This window comes from Bifidobacterium choloepi, assembly GCF_010667615.1.
GTDB classification, from domain to species: domain Bacteria; phylum Actinomycetota; class Actinomycetes; order Actinomycetales; family Bifidobacteriaceae; genus Bifidobacterium; species Bifidobacterium choloepi.
Window position 1 is genome coordinate 918,215 of record NZ_VYSG01000001.1, and the last position, 23,532, is coordinate 941,746.

The window sequence follows — 23,532 nt, forward strand, 5'->3', positions numbered from 1 at the left end:
CGAGCCGGAGCTCGGGTTCATGCCAACCAAAGGATGGTTACTGGCTCATCGCCGGGGTGCCGCTGGCTTCGTCGGCCATCTTCCTGGCCAGCCGGATGGCGACCAGCACGAGCACCAGCCCGAGGAACACCCAGTACCACGGGAATCCGTTGCCACCGGTCTTCGGCAGCGTGAACGCCGGTTCGTTCTCGATCCACAGCGTCAGGCCGTCGGCGCTCGTTTTCGTCGTGAACGACGAGCTGCTGAAGTCGGTGATCTTGCCGTTCGCGGTCGTGACGGTGACCGCGCCGTCCTTGACGAACAGGTAGCCCTCCGGCGCTTCCGTCTCGACGATAGTGAACGTGCCGTCGGACAGCACACTGCTGCGCAGGACCACGCCGAACGCGTCGGACGTGAGCGTCGTCGCGAGCTTCTCGTCAGTCGTCCAGGTCCAGCCGCTCTCGTAGTCACCATCCGCCTTCAGATAGACAGTGGAACTATCGGCTCCCGTTGTCTTCAGCAGGAACGATGCATCCGACAACAGGACACGGTAGCCAGTGACAGCACCGTACTCATCGGTAACATCCGTGCCCGCGGCGACCTTGACGATCGTCGGATAGGACGAGTTCTCGATGTACAGCGTGAACTCGTCGACAAGATAGACGGTCAGCAGCTTGTCGCCGGATTCGTCGGCAAGGGCAGTTGCCGACTGCATGGAACCGTTCGCGAACACGATCTGGACCGTGGCGCCTTCCATCGAGCGGAAGCCGTCCGGCGTCACCGTCTCGACGAGGTAATAGGTGCCGTCGGTAAGGGCAACCGCCTTCAGGATCACGCCGGTGTCATCGGACGTGAACGTCTGACCGGGGGTGGTGCCCCAGATCATCGTGCCGTCCGAGTCCACCGTGAGGTATTCGGCAACGCAATCGTTGTCGTCCACGGTACCTGACGAGCATCGGTACAACTGGAAGCCGGCACCCGCGACGAGGCCCTGCTGGCTGTAGCCGGTGACGTTGTCCTGAGAATCGCGCTCCTCATAACCAGCGATCGTCTTGATGATCTTGTAGGTCTGGTTCTCGATCCACAGGGTCATGCCGTCGACACTCACCTTGATCTCGAAGAATGCATCGGAGTCGTTGGCCAGGGACCTGGTCAGGCCGGCATCGATGGAACTGTCCTTGATGACGAGCTCGACGCGGCCGCCCACGACGGAGATGTAGCCGGTTGGCGCCGCGATCTCCTCGACGTAGTAGTATCCGTCGTCCTCGTCGAACTGCAGATGCTCGATGACGGTACCGGCCTTGTCCGACGTGAACTGCGTGGCATCGGAAGTGCCGTCCGTGGTCCACGTCCACAGGTCCGCGGCCGTGTCGATGACAGTGCCGTCGGTAGACGGTTCCAGATACAGCTTCAGGCACTCGGCCTGGGTGCCGGTCACCTTGCCGTCACTGTCAGTTATCTCGCAAGTCTTGGCGTATGCCGGATAATAATCCGTGCCGTCCTGCGACCACGTGGACTTGAGGTCCTCCTCGTCGGACAGGACCAGACCCGGAGCATAAGCGGGGCTGGAGGCCACGTACTTGTACAGCTGGAACGTGGCTCCCGCGACCTTGACGGAGTAGTCGCTGACCGCCTCGAACGTGGATCCGTCGGCATCCACATAGGTGCTGTACTCCTCCGTGCCGGCCTCGACCTTCTCGATCGTGATCGTCTGGCTCGGGTGGTTATAGACGCGGATGAACGTCGAGTTCGAGAACAGTGACGTGATCTCCGTGGCACTACGGCTGATCGGCAGCACGGACGAATCGGAGTCGTCTACGTCCTCGCCGGCTTCCGCCAGCGCGGCAATGCCGTCATCGCCGTCCGTGACCACGCAGGCGATATCGATACCGTTGTCTTCCAGCACCATCAGGTTCTCGTAGTGCGTGGTCTTGGCCCTGTTGGCGCAACCGTAGCCGTAATCCTGGTAGATCTGCAGCGATGCCCAGCCAGCGTCGGTGAACAGGCGCATCGTGCCCTCGCCCTTCGTGGTGGCATTGGTGACCGTACCGTTGATCTCGAGCTGTCGCATGTCCTGATTGGCATTCGGGGCGTAGTCGAAGATCACGCCGTCAGCACCCGGATCGTACTCGAGATACGTCACCATGGCGTCGCTCAGCGAGCCCGTCTGCTCGGTGGCGATGCCGACGGCGGTGCCGCTACTACTGGAATACGTATCCCTCGCATATCCCGACGCGGCCTGCCACGCATCGACGGTGCTGAACGTCGTCGAGTAATTCGTCTTCAGCATCGTCGCGATCCACGATAGCGTCTCGTCGATGGTGCCGCGCGACGCCACGACGTTCATCGTCGTCGCGATGAAGCCTGCGCCGTTGCCGACGATGATGCCGTCGTTGTCGGTGCCGGCGTTGCCGTAGACAGCTCCCGAAGCGACCTCGACAAGCGAGACCGACTTGTTCGCGGCGAGATATTCCGTCGACTGTCCCGCGCCCAGGATGACCGCTCCGCTGTCGACGTCGGAGCACGACGCCAGGCGGGTGCCGTCGCTGGTGGCCACGAGATAGCCTTCGTCGCCGTACGGCACGTTGCGGTCGCGCACGACGCACGGTGCCGTCGTCTGGCGCAGGGCATACCTGCCGGTCAGCAGTCGCTTGAAGTAGTTCGAGCCCTGCCGGCCGATGTAGTTGTCCTCGTCGTCGATGTCGAGCGTCGGCTTGATTTGCGGACGTCCTTCGGCGTTTTCGGACGGGGAGATCGTGTAGGAGGTGTTGCCGATCGTCACGGTGATGACGCCGGCACTGGCGCTTTCGTCGCGGTCGACTTCGTCATTGATCACGTAGGATCCTCGCGCCTTCACCGTTTCGGTTTCGCTGTCGAACAGCCACGCGTCGCCCTTGACGACGGCGCTTTCCTGCTCGGCTTCCTCGCTCGGCGTCGTGTCGACGTCACCGTCAGCCGTGACACCGTCGGCAACTTTATCGAGCACGATCGTCTCGCCGGTATCGGCCTTGTAATACAGCTGACTATTGGTGGACGATTCGTCCACGTCGTACAGCGCGAAACCGGTGCCGACGTACGGCAAGTTCGATTCCTGGCCGTCAGTGTCGGTCGGATGGCTGTAATAGACGTGGTTCTGGAAGATCAGGCGATTCTCGATGTTCGGAATCTGGATCTTCGCGCCGTACTCGAGGCCGAAGCCCTCATACTCTTCAAGGCCCACTTCATACTGCACGGAACCCTTATGCGAGTGCACGCGCATGGTGTTGTCCGCCTTGGCTTCGGTCAAGTCCTTCGCACTAGTCCAGAAATAGGCGACCATGTATTCCATGTTGTCGAGGGCCTCGGAACGTTCCTCGGTCAGCACGCAGTCCGCGTCATTGGCACAGGGCGTGACGTTGTTGTTCTTTTCCTCAATCGCCTTCAGCAGCGTTTCGGACGAGCCGTTGAAATAGGCCGACTCGATGAACGAATAGTACTGAGTCGGGTCACCCGGCAGGTCGGTGAGGTACAGCTGCATGTCGCCAGACACGTACTGGAAGACGGCGTCGCCGTACTTCATGTTCCTGGTGCAGCTGGTCGGCACGGCAGCACCGTCCGCCTGGCCCGTCTGGCACAGCGCGGCCTGGATGGCTGTCGTCGTGCCTTCGTTCACGTCGTTCACGTCGATCTGCGTATAGCCGTAGTCGTCGTTGCCGTAGACTCGCGTCCAGCTACGCATGTCGTAGATGTTGTCCAGCGACGATCCGTTGCGCTTCAACAGCACGGCGAACAGCGTGCCTTGGACGTTGCCGCCGGATGCGTACTTCGAGTAGTACGGGATTTCCACATGCGTATGTCCGTTGGGGTCGGAGGGATCGTACTGAATACCGTAAAGATTCTCCGTGGCCGTCGACATGATGGTCGGGCTCGCCCAGATACCGGTGTGGTACGGATCGTCGTTGAGCAGTAGCTGGCCCTCGAGGAAGTACAGGAAGCAGTCATCGGACACGACGTGGTAGCCACCGGGCACGACGATCTCCCTCAGGATGAACGTCGGTCCCAGCATATCTTCCAATTCGGAGAGAGACAGGAGCGCATCGTCCTCGTCAACGAACAGGATACTGCCGTCGGCGTCGGTGGTGGAGACGTAGGTTGCCCTGAAGAGCAGCGTGCCCATGCTGGAGTCCGCATAGACGTTGCCGGTGGCCGTGTCGACGTAGGCGTTGGACGGCCATGCCATGTACTTGTCCTCGGTGCCATCGACCAGGTACAGCTTGTTGCCATCCTCGTCCGTCTCGCCGTTCGTCCTGTACGTCGCGAACGTCGCGCCTTCCAGAGCCTGACCGTACTGGTCGACCTTGTAGATGCGCGTTTCCGGCACCTCGTTGAGGTTGTAGTGCAGGCTCATGTTCGAGACGTCGGCGCCGCGTTCGAGGTAGAAGAAGCGCAGCACGTGTGTGGTGTCATCGGCGAACGTGGTGTCGGTTTCGTTCCATGCCACGGTCGTGGTGGCGTTCGCGGCCTCAAAACTTTCTCTCAACGACTTTGCCGTGGTGCCGGGGATATCGACCTCGCCCGTCGCAAAGTTGATCGTGACCGACGCCGGCTGGTGGATGCCGCCGAGGTCGGCGACGAGCACGTCGTCGATAAAGATCCACACGTCATCGTCACCGGAGAACTCGAACGTCGTCGCCGTGTCCCTCGAGGCGTTGGTATAGCCACCGTTGTCCTGCTTGAAGCGCGTGGTGATGCTCATGCCGAAGAAGTGGTTGAGCTCGCCGGCCTGGCAGCTCGTGAGTCCATCGACTTCCTCAGGTGCATTGAACGGGAAGAACTGGCCGCTCCAGCTCGTGCTGTCACAAGCGATCGGATCCTCATAGACAGTAAACGAGTTCGAACCGCTTTCGTCGAAATAGGCATAGTTCTTGCTACTGTCATAGCCAAAATAGCCGTCCTCATCCAGCGATAGCAGGCCCTGGACGTTACGGTACGAGACCTTGCCTTCATGTTCGATGGTCGGATCGAACAGGTAGTCCAGCGACGCCTTGGTATTCACCGTATTTGCAGTACGTTCGGAATTGCCGAGGAAGTTGGCATTTTCACTCAACACCGGGTAATGATTGACCAGCGTGTTCTGCACCAGCCCGCTTACGGGAGGGTTGCCGTCGCCCACGTACTGGTTGAACGAGCCTAAGCTATATTGGACATTCCGGTTTTCACTTTCGCTCCAGACAACCTGATCAGTACTTGGATTCAGGACAAACTGCAGTGCGCGCTGACCACTCGATGCGTCAGCATCGCTATTGATTGCCGTGCTGGGGTGGTTTACAGGAGTAGTTGGAGTAGTAGGGTCGTTCCAGCTCGGCGTCAAGCCCCATCGGCCACCGTCGTCATCCGAGAGCTCCCAGTAATCGAACAGGTTGATGACGGCCGAGTTCGGCGAGACCGTGTCGGTCTTGACGGTATACGTCGTCGGCTCCTGCTTGACGTACAGGTTGGTATTCGGGGATGCCCACATATCGCCATTGGACGTGAAACCGTAGTTCGAATTATTTACATTATAGGAAAGCGGCTCCCAGTTGTTTTCCGAAAGCATCTGGATGATGCCCTGCCCGCTAGGAGTGCTACCAGTAGTAATAATCTGCATGCCGCTTGCATTGGCCTCGTCAACCATCGAAACGGCTTTGTCCGCAACCTTAATGTACTTGCCGGAATTCTGCGCATCTTCGGCCACGCACTGCAGCATAAAGTTCGAGCCGTTGCTCTGCAGGACAAGTTTCCAATAGGCAACGTTGTTCAGGGCAGCAGTGTCCTCCGCCGACGTCGGACTACCATAGTTGGCAAGTGTCACGGCTTCCGGTAACAGACCACCTTTGCCATCCTCGGAGCACGTCATGGCATACTGGCCAGTGGTGTCCAGAATGGCGATGGCGGAGCCCTTCGCCAGCACGGACGGCGTGATCGAACGCTTCCAGACAAGCTCGCTGTCATCGTCGGCGAGCGGCGAGATGCCGGCATCATCCGAGGCGTCCGCGTCGGTAGCGGTATCGGCATCTTCGGCATCGTCGTCGACAGCCTCGGTGTCCGCTTCGTCGGTTGCTTCGGTTTCGTCGGCTTCTGCATTGACGTCGGCATCCGTGTCGGCGTCAGCATACTCGTCGGAGACTTCGAGCTCCTCCTCCTCGTTGAGCCCCTCGATCAGGCTATCGGCGGAGGAATCGTTATCAATATCCACGGCGGTGGCGGTGCCGCAGGTCATCGCGAGCATGCAGAAGGCGACGATGAAGGCCATCAGCGCGCGCAATGCATACGCGAAAGCGCCGATGCGCACCGTGTGGCGCGTCCGGCGTGAAGAATCGTCGTGCGGCTCGTGGCCGCTGCCGTCAGCCGGCTGCCATGCCGGGGGCGACGGGTCGAATGAATCGTTCCAATTATCCCTTGCATCCCACATAAGAACTCCTCGGAGGCGGCGAGGGCAGAACTGCAAGCCCCCTCGCTCTTCGTTCCGACGGCGGGATGGCCAGCCCACGGCCAATGGCCGCTCCTGCTGGGCGCGATGGTCCCCTGCCGCCGGATTTTCGGTTGTTTCCTTGACTTCCCCTTCTCGCCTCGTCTGCGATCCTGTCGCTCAGCCGATGGCGAAAACTTACCTTCAAGTCTAATGAAAATGCGAGGTAATGTAAAGCAAAAATTGTGCAGATTGTGAAGAAATGGGGGCGCATGCGCGAAATGCCCGCGGCACGGATGCCGCGGGCATTTCGAATAGCGAGATGGCGGGTATTACTCCTGCTGGTCGGCGGAGGCGCCGGCAGTACCGGCGACGCTGGCGGCGTCGGCTACCGCGGCGGCGTCGGCCTCGGCGGCTTCTTCCGCTTCCTCGGCGGCTTCGTTCGCGGCGACGGCGGCCGCGGCGATCTGCGCGAGCTTCGCCTTGACGGCGGCCGAGCTGCCCTGCGGGGCGTGGATCTCGGTGCCGTGGCCGTGCTTGTTCGTCTTGATGAACGGGTCGCCGCCCTTCAGCGCGTACGGATCGTCGAAGTCGGCCGAGACGGTCGGCTTGTCGTGGACGATGAAGCCGCGGCCCTTGCAGGCGGGGCACTCTTCCGAGAATGCCTCGACGAGCCCCTGGCCGATGCGCTTGCGCGTCATCTGGACGAGGCCGAGCGAGGTGACCTCGGCGACCTGGTGCTTCGTGCGGTCGCGGGCCAGGCACTCTACCAGGCGCCGCAGCACGAGGTCGCGGTTCGCCGGCATGACCATGTCGACGTAGTCGATCATCACCATGCCGCCAATGTCGCGCAGGCGCAGCTGGCGGGCGATTTCCTCCGACGCCTCGAGGTTGCAGCGGGTGACCGTCTCCTCGAGCGAGCGGCCCTTGCCGATGAAGCGGCCGGTGTTCACGTCGATCGTCGTCATCGCCTCGGTGCGGTCGATGACGATGGAGCCGCCGCTCGGCAGGTAGACCTGGCGCTCCATGCCCTTGCGCAGCTGCGAGTCGATCTGCCAGCGGTCGAAGACATCCTTGCCGTCATGCTCGGCCGGATCCCACTTCTCGAGCTTGTCACGCAGGTCGGGAGCCATCGTGTCGAGATACTCCTCGATGCGGCCGTAGACGCCGTCGCCCTCGACGATCAACTTGCGGAAGTCGTCGTTGAAGATGTCGCGCACCACGCGGATGGCGACGTCCGGCTCGCCCTGCAGCAGCTTCGGACGCTTGCCGTTCTTGAATTCCTCGCGCTTCGCCTCGATGCGCTCCCACTGGCGCACGAGGTTCTCGAGATCCTTCGTGATCGCTTCCTCGGACGCGCCCTCGGCGGCCGTGCGGATGATGACGCCCATGTCCTTCGGGGCGATCTTGCCGACGATCGTCTTGAGGCGGCTGCGTTCGCGGTCGCTCAGCTTGCGGGAGACGCCGGTCATGCCGCCGGACGGCACCAGCACGAGGAAGCGGCCGGCGAGCGTGACCTGGCTCGTCAGGCGGGCGCCCTTGTGGCCGATCGGATCCTTCGTGACCTGGACGAGCACCGGGTCACCGGAACGGAACGCGAGCTCGATGCGGCGCGGCTGGCCCTCGAGGCGCGTGGAATCCCAGTTCACCTCGCCGGCGTACAGCACGCCGTTGCGCGCCTGGCCGATGTCGACGAACGCGGCCTCCATGCTCGGCAGCACGTTCTGCACGCGGCCGAGGTAGATGTTGCCGACCGTCGCGACTTCCTGAATGTCGGAGACGTAGTGCTCGACGAGGATGTTGTCCTCGATGACGGAGATCTGCGTGTGACGGCCCTGCTCGCGCACGACCATGAGCCGGTCGACCTTCTCGCGGCGCGCGAGGAAGTCCTGCTCGAGCAGCTGGTTCTGGCGGCTGCGTTCGCGGCGGTTGTCGCGGCGGCGCTGCTTCTTCGCCTCGAGTCGCGTGGAGCCCTCGACGTCGGTGATTTCGTCGATGTACTGCTGCTTGCGGCTGCGGCGGGTGGTCTGCTGCTCCTCGTCGTCGGAGCCGCCCTTGCCGCGGCGGCGGCGACGGCGGCGGGTGACGGTGCCATCCTCGTCGTGGTTGTGGCCGGCTTCGTTGTCGTCGTCGGCACCGTTCTCGTTATCGGAGCCGTTGCCGTTGCCGTTCTTGCCGGAGTTGCGACGGCCGTTGCCGTTCTCCTTGCCGTTATCGTTGCGGGAGCCGCCGTTTTCGTTGGACGATTCGTCCGACTCGGACGACTTGCCGCGACGACGGCGACGACGCGTGCGGGTCTGCGAGGCTTCTTCTTCCTCTTCCTCGCGCTCCTTGTCCTCGCGGCCGCGCGTGCCGTTCTCGGAGTGGTCGGCGCGATCGGCCGCCTCGCGGGCGGCGACGGCGCCGCGACGGCGGTGGCGCGTGCGGGTGCGCACGTTGTCTTCGTTACGATCGTTGTCATCGGCGTTGCGGTCGCGGTCGGCACGGTCCGCGTCGCGATCGTCGATCGGCGAATAGGTGATGTCGTCGAGCAGCAGGTCTTCCTCAATCTGCTCGACCTCGGCCGCCGCGCGGCGCTCCTCGGCGTTCAGCCGGCGGTTCGACTTGCGGCGGGAATCGTTCCGATTGTCGTCGCGCTCGTCACGCTCGTCGGCGGACGATCCACGGGAACGACGGCGCGAACGCGAGCCCGGGACAGGCATGTCCTCGTCCTCGTCATCGCGGTCGTCATGATCGTCATGGTTGCCGACGGACGGCAGGACGGGTTCCTGGAACAGCAGCGACGTCATCGGGCGGCTGCCACGGCGCGGAGTCGGCGGCATGTTGAAGTCGTCGAGCGCGTCGATGGCGTCGAGCGTGCGCGACGAAGCACCGTCCTCGCGGTCGAAGTCGTCGTTGTGGTTCGAGCGGCGGGACGACGAGGCCAAGCCGCGGGAGCCGGTGCGCGACGATCCGCGGGAACGCGAGCCGCGGGACGAACGCGGCTCCTCGTCGTCGTAGTCGCGATCATCACGGTCGTCACGGGACGAACGGGAGCGGCCGCGGCCGCCGCGGTCCTCGTAATCGTCGTCATAGTCGTCGTCGCGGCGGTCATGGCCGCGATCGTCGAACAGGTCGTCGTCGGCCGATGCGCGGCGCGAGCGGCGGCGAGCCGGACGCGGCGCCGTCATCTCCTCCTCCGTCGCGGCCGTGCGACGGCGGCGGCGAGTGGTCGTGGAGGTCGACTCGGCATCGGTGTCCTCGGCGGCCGCGGCGGTCGTCGAGCGGCGACGGCGACGCGTGGTCGAAGAGGTAGCCTTGTCGGCCTTGTCAGTTTCGTCGGCCTTGTCGGCGGAGCCCGCGGGCAGCGCAGGGCGCGATTCGCCGGACGGCAGCGCGGCCTTCTCGCCCTCGACCTTGAGCGTGACCGACGCGCCGGCGGCACCGGCGCCGCGCGTCACGCGGCGGCCGCGGCGGCGCGTCGTCGTGGTCGACGACAATGCCGACGAATCCGACGAAGCGGCGTCGGCGGAATGAACGGAAGTAGCGGAAGTATTCGCCGAGGAATCGGATGCGGCTTCGGCGGAGGAATCGTTCACGTTTTCGGGATCCTCATTCAGTTTTCTGGGCACAATGCTCCTAGCGAGCCGCTGCAACGGGCCGCTGGTCCGGGTCCAGGGTCTCACGTCACGCTCTCACCGTGACCGCGCGATTCGCGCCCGCTGGAAGTCTGTTCCAAAAGTCATTCGTTACCGACGGCGGACACCGGCGCTCGGGCTCGCGGACTGACGCGTGTCCCGCCGCTCCGTTCGTTGGAGCGATCGAGACCGGGCTGCAAGCCTCTCCGGCTTGTCTGGCCTGTCCGGCTTGTCCCGCCGTGCGGCCGCCCGTGCTCATCATCCGTGGCGCGAGGGGATCGACGCCATCGGGATGCAGTCGCCGGAGTTGCAGCGCCGGCGAGTGTATCACTGTCCACCAGTATGGCACACTTCCACCGACAAACAGGCCAAGTGAACAATTTTTGCACGACAGTGACCAGAGGTGACCGGTTTGATTGCTGCCCACCTTCGGATGACACAATCCTGAGATTTCAACTCAGAATTGTGCCTTGTAGGGAGAAAAGCCCAGAAAGTTCAAAGAAGGTCGCTGCACAGACGCACGAAATGTTAAGTATTGTTAGATGATGTGAAGAAAAATTACAGTATCGTAATACTGTATTTCATAATACTGTAAACGTTTCAGTCTCTTTTCTGATGTCATGAACTCGGGCCAAGCGCTCGGGTTCATGACATCAGAATGGCAAGAAGCCAAGTGAACTACGACAGCCAGGACTCGAGGAGGTCGAGGAGCTTCGGGAGGTCGGATTCGGGGAGCTGCTCGTCGTGCTTGTGGGCGAGGAGGGGGCTGCCGGCGCCGAGGTTGACGGCGGGGATGCCGAGCTGCGCGAATCGGGCGACGTCGGTCCAGCCGAGCTTCGGCAGCGGGTCGCGGCCGGTCGCCTCCTTCACCAGGCGAACGAGGTCGGCCGCCAGCGGGCTCGTCAGGCCGGGTCGCGCGGCCGGCGACTCGTCCTTCATCTCGATACCGAATCCCTCGAACACGCCGCCGGTCGCGACGTGCTCGCCGTTGCCGAGTTCCGGATAGTCGGCGGATGAATCGTTCCCCTTCTCCCCCATCATCAGGGCCTTCGCCTGCGCGAGCGTCTTGTCCGGGGCAAACCGGTAGTTGACGTGGATACGGCACTCCTCGGGGATGACGTTCGTGCCGTTGCCGCCGGAAATCAGCGTGGCATTGAGACCCTCGCGGTATTCGAGGCCGTCGACCTCGATGGTCCGCGGTTCGTAATTGTTCAGGCGATTGAGCACTTCGGCCGCCTTGTGGATGGCGTTGTCGCCCATCCAGGCGCGAGCCGAGTGCGCGGCGACGCCGTGCGTGACGACGTCGAAGCGCATCGTGCCGTTGCAGCCGCCCTCGATGCCGCAGTCCGTCGGCTCGCCGATGATCGCGAAGTCGCCCTGAATCCAGTCCGGGTGGGATTCCACCACCTTGCGCAGGCCATTCTGGTCGGCGGAGACTTCCTCGTGGTCGTAGAAGACGTAGGTGATGTCGTACTTGGGGCGATCCGAAGATGGCTGGTTACTCCCCCCGGCTCGCGCTGCGCGCTCGCCGACCCCCTCTGAAGAGGGGGTCTGGGAATGAGACGCTTCGGACTCGACGGCCCCCTCTGAAGAGGAGGTCTGGGAATGAGACGCTTCGGACTCGCCGACCCCCTCTGAAGAGGAGGTCTGGGGATTGCCGTAGGTAGCGGCGAGGTAGAGGAAGACGGCGTCGCTGGATTTCATGTCGGTGGCGCCACGGCCCCAGAGGACGCGCTCGTCCGGGTGGGTGGCGGCGATGTCCTCGCGGATCAGCGGATCGCCGGGTTCGAGCCACTTCGGCGGGAAGTTGCCGCCGACAATCGGGACGGTATCGAGGTGGCCGGCGAGAATGACGCGCGAATCGTTCCCGAAATTCGTCTGCGCGACGACAGTGTCGCCGTGGCGACGGACGGTGAGGTGCGGGAATTGCCGCAGGAAATCCTCGACGAGATCGGCGAGCAGCGTCTCGTCGTCGGAAACCGACTCGACCGCCATGATCTGCTCGAGCAGCGAGCCGAGCGCCGCGGTGCGGCCGGCCGCCGGGTCGAACGTCAGCGGGCCGGAAGTCTTTGCTGGAATGTCAGTCATCGTGAGCCTTCTACGAGTGGGGCGGCGCGGCGTCCGCGAGCGCCGGAACCGTTTCATTGTAGGCAAGAACCGTCCTTGTCGGTCGGCCGTTCTCATTTGCCCCCGTCTGGGCCGCCTACGGCCAGCGACAATCGCAGTGTGGAACCGGAACGAAAAAAGACAAACCATGGTGACAGACTGGGTGAGGCATTCGCCTGTTCCCAAAACCGTGAGAGAGAGATGGAAGTGGTATGGCTGGGCTGATCAGCGCGATGGAAGGATTCTGCGTCATCGGCATCGTGATCCTCGTCGGATACATTGCGGCGCGGATGCGGATCGGCGGCCCGAACGCCCAGTATGTGCTCAACCGATTCAGCTTCTTCGTCGCGAGCCCGTGCCTGATGTTCGACATCCTGTCGCAGGAATCGCTGGGCGTCATCTTCGACTCGTCGATCATCGTCGCCTTTTTCTCCGCGATGGCCGTCGGCGTCGTCTTCCTGATCCTCAATCATTTCTTCTTCAAGCTCAAGGCGCCGGACGCGACGATCGGCTGCCTGAACTCGCTGTACCTGAACTCGAACAACATCGGCCTGCCGATCGCGACGTACATTCTCGGCAACCCGGCGCTCGTCGCGCCGATCCTGCTGATGCAGCAGGCGGTGTTCACGCCGGTCGGCCTGACCGTCCTCGACGTGACGACGAAGGGCCGCGTGCGCGTGCGCGACATTCTCAAGCAGCCGCTGCACCAGCCGCTGCTGATCGGCACGCTGCTCGGCATCATTGTCTCGCTGATTTCGTCGAAGGTCGGCTACTTCGTCATCCCGAGTTTCATCGACGATCCGATCTCGATGATCGGCGACTCGGCCGTCCCGATGATCCTGATGGCGTTCGGCATGTCGCTGTACGGCACGAAGCCGATGGCCGACAAGCGCGGCCGCTCGGCGACGATCACCGTCGCCGTGCTCAAGAACGTCGTCATGCCGATCGCGGCGTTCATCCTGGCATTCTTCGTCATGGGCTTCCGCGGCCCGACGCTGTACGCGTGCGTCGTGCTCGCGGCGCTGCCGACCGGCCAGAACGTCTACAACTACGCCGCCCGCTACAACGTCGGCATGACGTTCGCGCGCGACGGCATCCTGCTGTCGACCGTCACGAGCCCCATCGTCATCGCGCTTGTGGCGTTCCTGCTGAGCTAGTCCTTGAGCAGCTTCCAGCTCGTGCGATGGAACGGCGTGACGCCGTGGTCGCGGATGGCGTCGCGGTGGGCCTGCGAGCCGTAGCCTTTGTTGTCGCGCCAGCGGTACGGCGCGTAGGCCGGCAGGTCGCCGAGCTGCTCCATCAGCCGGTCCCTCGTCACCTTCGCGATGACGGCCGCCGTCGCGATCGTCGCGCAGTGGCGGTCGCCCTTGACCTGCGTTGTCATCCGCGGGACGACGGGGAGATCGGGCGCGTCGAACGTGTAAATGGCCTTCGAAATGTAGTCCGACGGCCCGTCGAGGATGCCGAGAATGCGCAGCGGACGGTTTTCGTCGCGGGAATGGAACGATTCTTCCGTTTCTTGTTGGGTGTCGCGCTCCCGGGATCCGATCACGGGATCGTGACGGTCGGAAGCGGCGTCCGCTCCCCTGCCGGCCACGATGACCGGCCGGGCAAGGATGTCTTCGACGGCGGCCTCCGCCGGCACCGCGATGCCCTCGAAGTCCGGGCATAGCAACAGCGTCTCGACGGCGGCCAGCGCGCGCAGGGCGGCGATGCCCAGCGCATGCGAGATGCCCCATTCGTCGATTTCGGCGGAGGTAGACGACCCGACGGCGTAGGCGGCGGCCCAGTTCTCGAGTTCGTCGTAGATCGATTCGCGGCGCTTTTCGGTGAGCATCTTCGAGTCGGCAACACCGGCCGGGACATCCAGCACCGGCAAGTCGGCCGCGCGGATCGCGGCGGCGCCGACCATGACCGGGCCGGCGAGCGACCCGCGGCCGACTTCGTCGAAGCCGACGATGATGTCGGGCGAATCGTAGCCGTCGACGACGGTGGAAGCGGTTTCGCCGGCATGCTTCGAGAATTGCGGGAGCGGGCCGTCGGTCGCGAGCGCCGTTTCCAATGCGAGCGTGGGGATTTCGGTGACTGCCATGAGGTCAACTATAGCGGTTGCCATCGGTTCTCTTGCGGAGGGCTACGCCCTCCACTCGAGAACCGGCGTTCGCTTCGCGAACGCGTCGACCCCTCGGCTCGCGCTACGCGCTCGCCGGTCCCCTTCCAGGGGACTTTCCCGGGATGTCACGAACAAAAAACATCAGGACGAAGCGGACGAAGACGAGGATGAAGAAGATGAAGACGACGAAGACGACGAAGACGACGAAGTCGTCGCCGTGCCATCGGGGACGTCGGCGAAGACGTCGTGATGGGAGCTCAGCCAGCCGATGCGGTTGAGCGGCCAGTAGCGGGCGAAGGCGAGGCCGACGACGTCGCCGATCGGGACGAGGCCGTTGTCGCCGTCGTCCTGGTGGAAGCGGGAGTCGGACGAGTTCGCGCGGTTGTCGCCGAGGACGAAGACGTGGTCGGCGGTCACCGTCACCTTGAAGTAGAACGAGCTCGGTTCCACGCCGGGCTTCAGGTAGCTCGACTCGTCGATCGCGACGCCGTTGATCGTGATCGGCGCGCCGTTGCCTTCGCAGGCGACGACGTCGCCGGGCAGGCCGATGACGCGCTTGATCAGGTATTCGGTGCCGGCGCCCTGCTCGTCGGCGAGCCAGTTCGCCGGGTCCTTGAACACGATGATGTCGCCGCGCTGCAGCTTGATGAGCTTCGGCGCGAGCTTCGTCGTGATGACACGGTCGCCGGGCATGATCGTGTCTTCCATCGACTTCGTCGGGATGACGTACATGCCGAACAGGAACAGGCGCAGCACGAGGACAATGAGGATCGGAATGGCGCACCAGACGACGATGTCGCGCCACGTGAACGGCTTGAGGTCGTCGGCGTCGGCGGAATCGGTACGGTTCTCGCGGGAATCGTGCCCGTCACTGCTCGTCATCGCGGCTCCCTTCGCTGCCCGGCCGCCGACGCCGGCGACGTTTCGTCCAAACGCTCCCATCTTACAGAACGATTCGCGCGAACGGCAGTCACATGCACAGATGTCACAAAGAAAGAGCTCCCCGAACGGGGAGCTCCATATGATGCGGGATCAGTCAGTCGTCGACGAGGTCAGTCATTCGACGATCTCCATCGATTTTTTTGCGGCATCAGCCTCCTCCATTTCCTCGAGGTCCTCGCGGGCTTCGAGGACCGTCGCGGCGGCCTTCTCGTACGTCTTCTCCTTGCCCTTGACGAAGATCGCGATGGCGAGGGCGATGACGACGATGCACACGTCGACGATGATGTACATCGTCTTGGCGCCGGCGATCGTCGCGGTCGTGACGGCCTCGCCGATATTGATGCGGCCGGTCTCGACCATGCTCATGACGGAGACCAGGACGGCGGTGCCGACGGCGGCGGCGACCTGGCGCATCGTGTTGGAGACGGCGTTGCCGTGCGGGATCAGCTCGTCGGGCAGGAAGCCGAGGCACCAGGTGTTCAGCGGCGTGGTGGCGAAGATCAGGCCGGCGGAGCAGAAGACGTTCCAGAACATCAGCATGCCCAGGCTTGTACCCATGCCGGTGAACGTCAGGCCGACGTAGCCGACGAGCAGCACGCAGGCGCCGATCGTCGCGATGATGCGGGCGCCGTACTTGTCGAAGAGCTTGCCGGCGCACAGGGCGCCGACGGCGGCGATCAGCGAGCCCGGCAGCGAGACCAGGCCGGACTGGGACGCGGTCATGCCGAGGCCCTGCTGCATCAACAGCGGCAGCACGACGGCGTTCGCGTTGACGACGAGCTGGAAGCCCATCAGGATGCACAGGCCCATCGTGAAGCGGAAGAACTTGAAGACGTTGAGGTCGAGCAGCGGCTGCTCGAGCTTGAACTGGCGACGGCAGAAGAAGCCGAGGATGACCACGCCGACGACGACGGCGAGCACGGTGATGACGTCGATGCCGCTGTTGCCGATCTCCGAGATGCCGTACAGCACGCCGATCAGGCCGAGCGAGCACAGGATGACGGACGGGATGTCGAGCTTGACGTCGGCGGTGTCGCCGTAGTTGGACAGCGTCGGGATGGCGAGCAGCGCCAGCACGAGCGCGATGGCGCCGATGCCGATGTAGACGCGCTGCCAGCCGATCGCGTCGGTCAGGAAGCCGGTCAGCGACGGGCCGAGCGCCGGCATCAGCATGTTGACGAGCGAGTACAGGCCCATCGCGGTGCCGCGCTTCTCAAGCGGGAAGACGAGCAGCATGACGGCGGTGGCGAGCGGCATCAGGATGCCGGCCGAGCCGCCCTGCAGGCAGCGGCCGATGAGCAGGATGGCGAAGTTCGGCGCGATCGCGCACAGCACCGAGCCGACGATGAACATGATGATCGCGGTGAAGAAGATCTTGCGGGTGGTGAAGCGCTCCATGAAGTAGGCGCTGACCGGCACGAAGATGGCCATGACCAGCGTGTAGCCGGACACGAGCCACTGCGCGGTGGCGGAGCTGACGTTCATCTGCTCCATGATCGACGGCAGCATCGGGGACACTGACGTCTGGTTCAGCACGGACAGCGCCGCGCCGAGCATGAGGATGACGACCATGACAACCTGTTTCTTGGTCATCTTCTGCGACGGCTGGGTAGCCGCCTGCGTTGCTGGGGAACTCAAAATTGGCCTCCGGAAGTGATTGGTTGGGGATCCCTTGTTATGTTCGAACGATTCGTCCGGGGTTGGGTGCGGCGAATCGGCGATGGCACGCGGTTTCGCGGCTGATTGATGGCCGTCCGAAACGGTGCCGTGACGTTTCTTACTTGACGATCGTCAATCGTAACGAGTACACTTGACAATCGTCAACTAATGTGGCGAAGATCACAGACTCCGTGTCGTCCGCGCCGGGCGCAGGCGGCAAATGCGGACTATAACTGGATTGAGGAACGGCGCAAGCCGGACGCAAAACGGTGCAGACCGGACGCAAAACGGCGAAAATCGAACATGAAGCATCGCGATGCGTCCGTGAAACACCAACCGGAGAGCGTGATACACCGCAAGGCGGGCACGACACACGGCAGATGGACCGTGAAACACGACTATCGGAGCGTGACGCACCGCAGGGTGGACGAATCGTTCCAATGAATACTTTTCTTCGCCAGCAACAACCCAACACAGGAGCGAAACTTGGACGACAAGGATCTCGGGATTATCCTGCTCGGCGCGCAGGGATGGGCGGGACTGTTCACCCGCGCGATGTCCGCCGGCAAGCCGGCCGGCGTGACGGCGAAGACGCAGATCGACGTCCTCGTCTCGCTGTCGCTCAACGGGCCGCAGAGCATGGGCGCGCTGAGCAAGCGGCTCGAGCGCGCGCCCGAGCAGACGTCGCGCGCTGTCAAGCACCTCAAGGCGCTCGGGCTCGTAGCCTGCAGCCGCAGCCCGGAGAATCACCGCGTCGTCGTCGCCGAGCTGACCGGGACCGGCAGCAGGCAGATCGCCAGCTACCTCAAGGCGATGCACGATTCCGTCTGGGAGTATCTGTCCGGGCTCGACGACCCCGACCGCGAATGGATGCTGCGCACCGCCGAGCAGACGATCGACATCATGCGCAAGCACCCGCTGACCCGCGACGCCGTCACCCCGGTCGACACGTCGGAAACCGCCAACCTCGCCGTCTCCGACCGCACCACCGACGTCGGCGACACGGTCTCCGCAGCGGCGATGGAGTGACATACGAAAACGGCGGTTCCGGAGCATTCCGGAACCGCCGTTGCAGTATTGGCGAGTCGGCCGATCACTTGGCCTTGTTGTCGCGACGCTCGACGATGCGGGCGGCCTTGCCGCGCAGGTTGCGCAGGTAGTACAGCTTCGCACGACGGACGCGGCCGCGGCGAACGACCTTGATCGAGTCGATGGCCGGGGAGTGCAGCGGGAAGCGGCGCTCCACGCCGGTGCCGAAGCTGATCTTGCGGACGACGAACGTCTCGCGGACGCCGGCGCCCTGGCGGGCGATGACCACGCCGGTGAAGGTCTGGATACGGCTGTTGTTGCCTTCCTGGATCTTCACGTTGACGTCAACGGTGTCGCCGGGACGGAAATCCGGGATTTCCTCGGCCGGCTTCATGTGCTTGGCGTCAAAAGCTTCGATTGCGTTCACCATAATGTTTCCTCTACTCACCGCCGCGCATCGATGACGGGTAGGAGCGGAGGAATCGTTCCATGATTATTTGCACGATTCTTCCGTTCGATTCTCGACCCGCCGGTTTGCCGGCGGGAGGATGCCGATCCGCCGGGAGGCAATCCTCGCGGACGCCCGGCTGGACCCACGGGAATTCCGGCCTACGCGGCAACCGAAATTCCGGCACAACAAGCGTCGATTATAAGGGTGTACCGGGACCGAATCAAGAAGCAGAAGCGCCCTGCAACACAGAGCTCCCTGGAAGGGAGCTGTCGGCGAAGCCGACTGAGGGTCGACCGCCGATGCTGCCGAAGGCAGCGAGAGCGCGCTGGGACGTTCCGTTACGGACGGGACTCGGGTTTCGTCGTAACGGAGCGTTCCAGCGCGTCCGCGCGCCTTCGGCGCGACGGCCGGTCGACCCTCAGCCTCGCTTCGCTCGGCAGCTCCCTTCCAGGGAGCTCTTTCCCAGAAGCCAAATGTCCCCGACTCCTTGCGGAGCCGGGGACATTCACTTTCCTTCACTGGTTTCCCGACGACGGATGTGTGCGTGTTCGCCGACGGAAAGTCTTAGGCGCTCGCAGCGGCGATCAGAACTCGCGAACCTTGCGGTAGAAGTTGATCAGGCTGCGGGTGGAGGCGTCCTGCGCGAGCAGCGCGTCGTCGTCCTTCGAGATGGCCGGCGTGATCTGCTTGGCGAGCTGCTTGCCGAGCTCGACGCCCCACTGGTCGTAGGAATCGAGGCCCCAGACGGTGCCCTCGACGAACGTGATCATCTCGTAGAGGGAGATGAGCTCGCCGAGCGCGAACGGATCGAGGCGGACGCCGAAGATCGACGTCGTCGGGCGGTTGCCCTCGAAGACGCGGGCCGGGACGATGTCCTCCGGCGTGCCTTCGGCGCGGACCTCGTCGGCGGTCTTGCCGAACGCGAGGGCCTTCGTCTGCGCGAAGTAGTTGCCGAGCAGCAGCTCGTGGACGTCCTGGTCGCCGTCCTTCAGCGGGTTCGGCGTGTTGGCGAACGCGATGAAGTCGGCCGGGATGAGCTGGGTGCCCTGGTGGATGAGCTGGTAGAAGGCGTGCTGGCCGTTGGTGCCCGGCTCGCCCCAGAAGATCTCGCCGGTCTCGGTCGTGACCGGGGTGCCGTCCCAGCGCACGGACTTGCCGTTGGATTCCATCGTCAGCTGCTGCAGGTAGGCCGGGAAGCGGTGCAGGTACTGGTCGTACGGCAGCACGGCGTGCGAGGCGACCTTGAAGAAGTTGCGGTACCAGACGTTCAGGATGCCCATCAGCACGACGACGTTCTTCTCGAACGGCGTGTTGGCGAAGTACTCGTCGATCTGGTGGAAGCCGGACAGGAACTCCTCGAAGCGGGCCGGGCCGAAGACGACGGCGAGCGACGTGCCGACGGCGGAATCGACGGAGTAGCGGCCACCGACCCAGTTCCAGAAGCCGAAGGCGTTCTGCGGGTCGATGCCGAACTCGGCGACCTTCTCCAGGTTGGTGGAGACGGCGACGAAGTGCTTGAGGACGGCGTCCTTGTTCTGCTCGTCGGAGCCGTCGATGGCGCCCTTGGCCTTGAGCTCCTCGAGCAGCCAGGTGCGGGCCTCGCGGGCGTTCGTCAGCGTCTCCAGCGTGGTGAACGTCTTGGAAACGACGATGAACAGCGTGGTCTCCGGATCCAGGCCCTTGGTCTTCTCGGCCAGGTCGTTCGGATCGATGTTCGAGATGAAGCGGGCCTCGATGCCGGCGTCAGCGTACGGCTTCAGCGCCTCGTACGCCATGACGGGACCCAGGTCGGAACCGCCGATGCCGATGTTGACGACGGTCTTGATCTCCTTGCCGGAGACGCCCTTCCACTCGCCGGAGCGGACCTTGTCGGCGAACGCGTAGATGCGCTCGAGGGTCTCGCGGACATCCTTGACGGTGTCCTGGCCGTCGACGATGTACTTGCCCTCGTCCTCGGCCGGGCGGCGCAGCGCGGTGTGCAGGACGGCGCGGTCCTCGGTGTTGTTGATGTGCACGCCCTCGTACATCGCCTTGGTGCGCTCCTCGAGCTTGACATCCTTGGCGAGGTCGGCGAACAGCTTCAGCGTCTCCGGCTTGATCAGGTTCTTGGACAGGTCGAAGTGCAGCGTGCCGGCGTCGAACGACAGCTTCTCCACGCGGTCCTCGTCATCGGCGAACCACTGCTTCAGGCTGATGCCCTCGGACTGGAGCTCGTCGTAGTGCTTCTGCAGCGCGGCCCACGCCGGAGTCTGAGTGGCGTCAACTGGCGGATTGATAGCCATGGGATTGGTTCCTTTCATCATCATGCGATGCCTCGTCGCGGGAAACCGTCTGCGCATGTGACGACGTCTCCTGCAACCGTTTGCATTCACCGTAAAAGATACTCACAAAAGCAGACAGTGCGGGGTGTTCGTTTGATGGTAGATCGCACAAAAACTCTCACGGGGGTAGGTAAAACGATTCGGCCTAGACCTTGACTCCCTCCCTCCAGGGAGGGAGTTCGCAGTCAGAGGATTTCCTCGTTGCCGCAGTCCTGCAGGTGCTGGACCATCGTCTTCACTTCCTGGCTGCGGGCGCGCGGGGCGACGAGGAGGGCGTCTGGCGTGTCGACGATGACCATGTCGTTGACGCCGAGCAGCGCGATCGTGCGGTCGGCGGCCGGAACGACGACGTCGCCGGCCGAGTCGACGTAGACGACCTGGTCGACGTCGCCGAGGATCTTGATGTTCTTCTCGTTCGCGCTCGGCAGCAGCGCGGCGACCGAGTTGAAGTCGCCGATGTCGTCCCAGCCGAAGTCGCCGGGGATGACGGCCACGCCGCCGGCCACCGACAGCGGCTCGGCGACGGCGTAGTCGAACGCCACCTTCTCGAGTCCCGGCCAGTACTCGGCCATCGCCGCGTCACGGTGCGCATGGAAGTCGGCGTAGTCGGGCGCGTCGGAGACGGCCGAGCCGTCGGCCCTCGCGGCGCGGTAGCCGGCGACGGCCTGCTCGTAGTCGCGATCGTCCTCGACGATGGCGTCGGCGATCTTGCCGATCGACTCGGCGAGCGCCGGCTTGTATTCGGCGAGCCGTCCGAGCAGCACGTCGGCGCGCATGACGAACATGCCGGCATTCCAGCGGTATTCGCCGGTCGACAGGTACGCCTGCGCCGTCGCGGCGTTCGGCTTCTCGACGAATCGCTCGACGATCCTGGCGTCCGGGGCGTCCGGAATCTTCGCGGCGAGCGAGTCGCCCTCGTGGATGTAGCCGAATGCCGTCGACGGGCGGCTGGCGGCGATGCCGATCGTCGCGACGTAGCCGGCGCGCGCCGTCTCGACGGCCTGCCGGACGGCCTCGATGAACGCCGCCTTGCCGCGGATGACATGGTCGGCGGCAAACGATCCGACGACAATGTCGTCGCCGTGGCGGCGCGCGAGCACGGCAGTGGCGAGCGCGATCGCGGCGGTGCTGTCGCGCGGCATCGGCTCGGCGAAGATATGGTCGGCGGTCAGCTCCGGCAGCTGTTCGCGCACGGCGGCGACGTGCCGTTCGCCGGTCGAGATGCTGACGTGGTCGATGCCGGCGATCGACGCAAGCCGGTCGAACGTCGACTGGATTAGCGTGCGGCCCTGCCCGAGCAGGTCGTAGAGGAATTTCGGACGATCCTCGCGGCTCAGCGGCCACAGCCGCGTGCCGGTCCCGCCCGCCGGGATGATGGCGTAGAAATCGTCGAATCCATTCGAAACACTCATGGGGGCAATCGTAGCAATTGCAGCCACGACACGCCGAGTTGCGTTCGCCGGACCGTTCCCCTAAACTCTCGTGATTGTGCACTGATAGCGGCCGGATGGCTGCCTGACGCGCGCCGCCTTAGCTCAGTCGGTAGAGCGGCTCACTCGTAATGAGCAGGTCGACAGTTCGATTCTGTCAGGCGGCTCCACTGCCCTGATGTCCACGGACACCGGGGCTTTTGTTTTACCGCATGACGGAAGAATCGTCATACAGTATGACTAGCACGCGCGAGTGGCGTAATGGTAGCCGCGCAGGATTTAGGTTCCTGTGACTTCGGTCGTGTGGGTTCGAGTCCCATCTCGCGCACTTTCCGGACAGCCGGGTCAGCGGTGGCGGCCGGCCCGGCGTGGCCGTCGCAACGTGGCCGGAGCAACGGGGCCGAGAAAGTCGAGGGAGCATCGTGTCCGCAATCGTGCAGCCGATCGGCCTGCTGGCCGTCATCGTGGCTGGCTACCTGTTCAAGCGATGCGGGAAGTTTGGCCCGCGCGACTACCGGATCGTGCAGGAAGCACTGTTCAACCTCGTGCTGCCGTGCGCCATCGTCTACTCGTTCTCGACGCGCGAGCACGACCTGTCATTGCTGTGGATCACGCTGTTCGGCTTCGTCGCGGCGTTCCTGCCGGTGGTGATCCAGTATTTCGCGAGCAAGCGGATGCCGGTCGCGAACCGCGCGTTCTTCATGCTCAACGCCAGCGGCTTCAATATCGGCTGCTTCGTGTTTCCGGTGGCGCAGGCGTTCTTCGGGCCGGCCGCGATCGTGCCGGCGGCGATGTTCGACATCGGCAACAGCCTGATGGTCGCCGGCGGCACGAACGTCATGACGCAGACGATGCTGCACATCAAGCCGGGCCGCACGCTCGGCGAGCAGATCGAGGAGGAACACGCCGATCCGGAGGCGCCGACATTGCCGCGGGTGCGCCCGCACGACCGCGACGCCCGGCGGCTCGAGCGGGTGGCGCTGCTGAAGAACGTCGTGCGCGGCTTCGTCTCGTCGGTGCCGTTCGACTGTTATGTAGTCATGGTGCTGTTCATGGTGTTCGGCTGGCACCTGCCGGCGGCGATCGTCACGGCGATCGAGCCGCTGTCGGACGCCAACGCGTTCCTCGCGATGCTGATGGTCGGCATGCTGATGGAGCTGCCGTCGTCGAAGGCCGACGTCGTCGCCGTGCTGCGCGTGCTCGGCTGGCGGCTGCCGCTCGGCATCCTGTTTGCCGTCGCCGCGTGGTTCCTGCTGCCGTTCGACCCGGCCACCCGCGAAGTCGTCATGCTCTGCTGCCTCGCGCCGATCCCCGTCTTCTCGACGCTGTTCACCGACCAGGTCATCGGCAACGCCCGCCTCGCCGGCTTCACGCTGAGCCTCACCGCCGTCATCAGCCTCGTCCTGATGACCTGCGTCAACCTGGTGGTCGCCTAGGAAAGAAAAGCCCCCTGGAAGG

Annotated in this window: 12 protein-coding genes and 2 tRNA genes; 5 read left to right on the plus strand and 9 right to left on the minus strand. The window is 63.9% G+C overall.

The window, feature by feature from the left end; translation table 11 throughout:
• Positions 1 to 37: 37 nt before the first annotated feature.
• The 3 genes from F6S87_RS03780 to dapE form a co-directional block, all read right to left on the minus strand.
• Positions 38 to 6,409, minus strand: coding sequence for a SpaA isopeptide-forming pilin-related protein (locus F6S87_RS03780; RefSeq protein WP_163227274.1), 6,372 nt, complete (start codon positions 6,407 to 6,409; stop codon positions 38 to 40).
• Positions 6,410 to 6,738: 329 nt separating this feature from the next.
• Positions 6,739 to 9,984, minus strand: a complete 3,246-nt coding sequence (locus tag F6S87_RS03785) for an Rne/Rng family ribonuclease (protein WP_163227275.1) — start codon at positions 9,982 to 9,984, stop codon at positions 6,739 to 6,741.
• Positions 9,985 to 10,701: 717 nt separating this feature from the next.
• Positions 10,702 to 12,018, minus strand: a complete 1,317-nt coding sequence (dapE, locus tag F6S87_RS08705) for a succinyl-diaminopimelate desuccinylase (RefSeq protein WP_231129376.1) — start codon at positions 12,016 to 12,018, stop codon at positions 10,702 to 10,704.
• Between the two features lie 323 nt (positions 12,019 to 12,341).
• On the opposite strand from dapE, the gene F6S87_RS03800 reads away from it, so the two are divergent.
• Positions 12,342 to 13,286, plus strand: a complete 945-nt coding sequence (locus tag F6S87_RS03800) for an AEC family transporter (RefSeq protein ID WP_163227276.1) — start codon at positions 12,342 to 12,344, stop codon at positions 13,284 to 13,286.
• On the opposite strand, the gene F6S87_RS03805 is transcribed toward F6S87_RS03800, so the two are convergent.
• The 3 genes from F6S87_RS03805 to F6S87_RS03815 form a co-directional block, all read right to left on the minus strand.
• Entirely contained in the window at positions 13,283 to 14,221 is a 939-nt protein-coding gene (locus F6S87_RS03805) for a ribonuclease HII (protein WP_163227277.1), read from the minus strand. The genes F6S87_RS03800 and F6S87_RS03805 overlap by 4 nt on opposite strands.
• 162 nt (positions 14,222 to 14,383) lie before the next feature.
• On the minus strand, positions 14,384 to 15,124 hold the full coding sequence (gene lepB / locus F6S87_RS03810) for a signal peptidase I (RefSeq protein ID WP_163227278.1): 741 nt from the start codon (positions 15,122 to 15,124) through the stop codon (positions 14,384 to 14,386).
• Between the two features lie 174 nt (positions 15,125 to 15,298).
• Positions 15,299 to 16,777 (minus strand): MDR family MFS transporter, encoded by a 1,479-nt coding sequence (locus F6S87_RS03815; RefSeq protein WP_163227279.1) that lies wholly within the window; start codon positions 16,775 to 16,777, stop codon positions 15,299 to 15,301.
• 552 nt (positions 16,778 to 17,329) lie between these two features.
• Here F6S87_RS03815 and F6S87_RS03820 point away from each other — a divergent pair.
• The gene (locus F6S87_RS03820; RefSeq protein ID WP_163227280.1) at positions 17,330 to 17,872 is read left to right on the plus strand and encodes a MarR family winged helix-turn-helix transcriptional regulator; all 543 of its coding nucleotides are present in this window, start codon (positions 17,330 to 17,332) and stop codon (positions 17,870 to 17,872) included.
• 64 nt (positions 17,873 to 17,936) lie between these two features.
• On the opposite strand, the gene rplS is transcribed toward F6S87_RS03820, so the two are convergent.
• The 3 genes from rplS to F6S87_RS03835 all read right to left on the minus strand — a co-directional run bounded on the left by rplS (position 17,937) and on the right by F6S87_RS03835 (position 22,056).
• On the minus strand, positions 17,937 to 18,302 hold the full coding sequence (rplS, locus tag F6S87_RS03825; RefSeq protein ID WP_163227281.1) for a 50S ribosomal protein L19: 366 nt from the start codon (positions 18,300 to 18,302) through the stop codon (positions 17,937 to 17,939).
• A 605-nt stretch (positions 18,303 to 18,907) separates the two neighbouring features.
• The gene (gene pgi / locus F6S87_RS03830) at positions 18,908 to 20,605 is read right to left on the minus strand and encodes a glucose-6-phosphate isomerase (RefSeq protein ID WP_163227282.1); all 1,698 of its coding nucleotides are present in this window, start codon (positions 20,603 to 20,605) and stop codon (positions 18,908 to 18,910) included.
• A gap of 224 nt (positions 20,606 to 20,829) precedes the next feature.
• Entirely contained in the window at positions 20,830 to 22,056 is a 1,227-nt protein-coding gene (locus F6S87_RS03835) for a mannose-1-phosphate guanylyltransferase (protein WP_163227283.1), read from the minus strand.
• A 112-nt stretch (positions 22,057 to 22,168) separates the two neighbouring features.
• Between F6S87_RS03835 and F6S87_RS03840 the strand changes: the two genes are divergently transcribed.
• From F6S87_RS03840 to F6S87_RS03850, 3 genes are all read left to right on the plus strand, one after another.
• A tRNA-Thr gene (locus F6S87_RS03840) sits at positions 22,169 to 22,244 on the plus strand.
• A gap of 77 nt (positions 22,245 to 22,321) precedes the next feature.
• Positions 22,322 to 22,402, plus strand: a tRNA-Leu gene (locus F6S87_RS03845).
• A gap of 94 nt (positions 22,403 to 22,496) precedes the next feature.
• A complete protein-coding gene (locus F6S87_RS03850; RefSeq protein WP_163227284.1) occupies positions 22,497 to 23,510 on the plus strand; it encodes an AEC family transporter in 1,014 nt (337 codons plus the stop codon).
• Positions 23,511 to 23,532 lie beyond the last annotated feature (22 nt).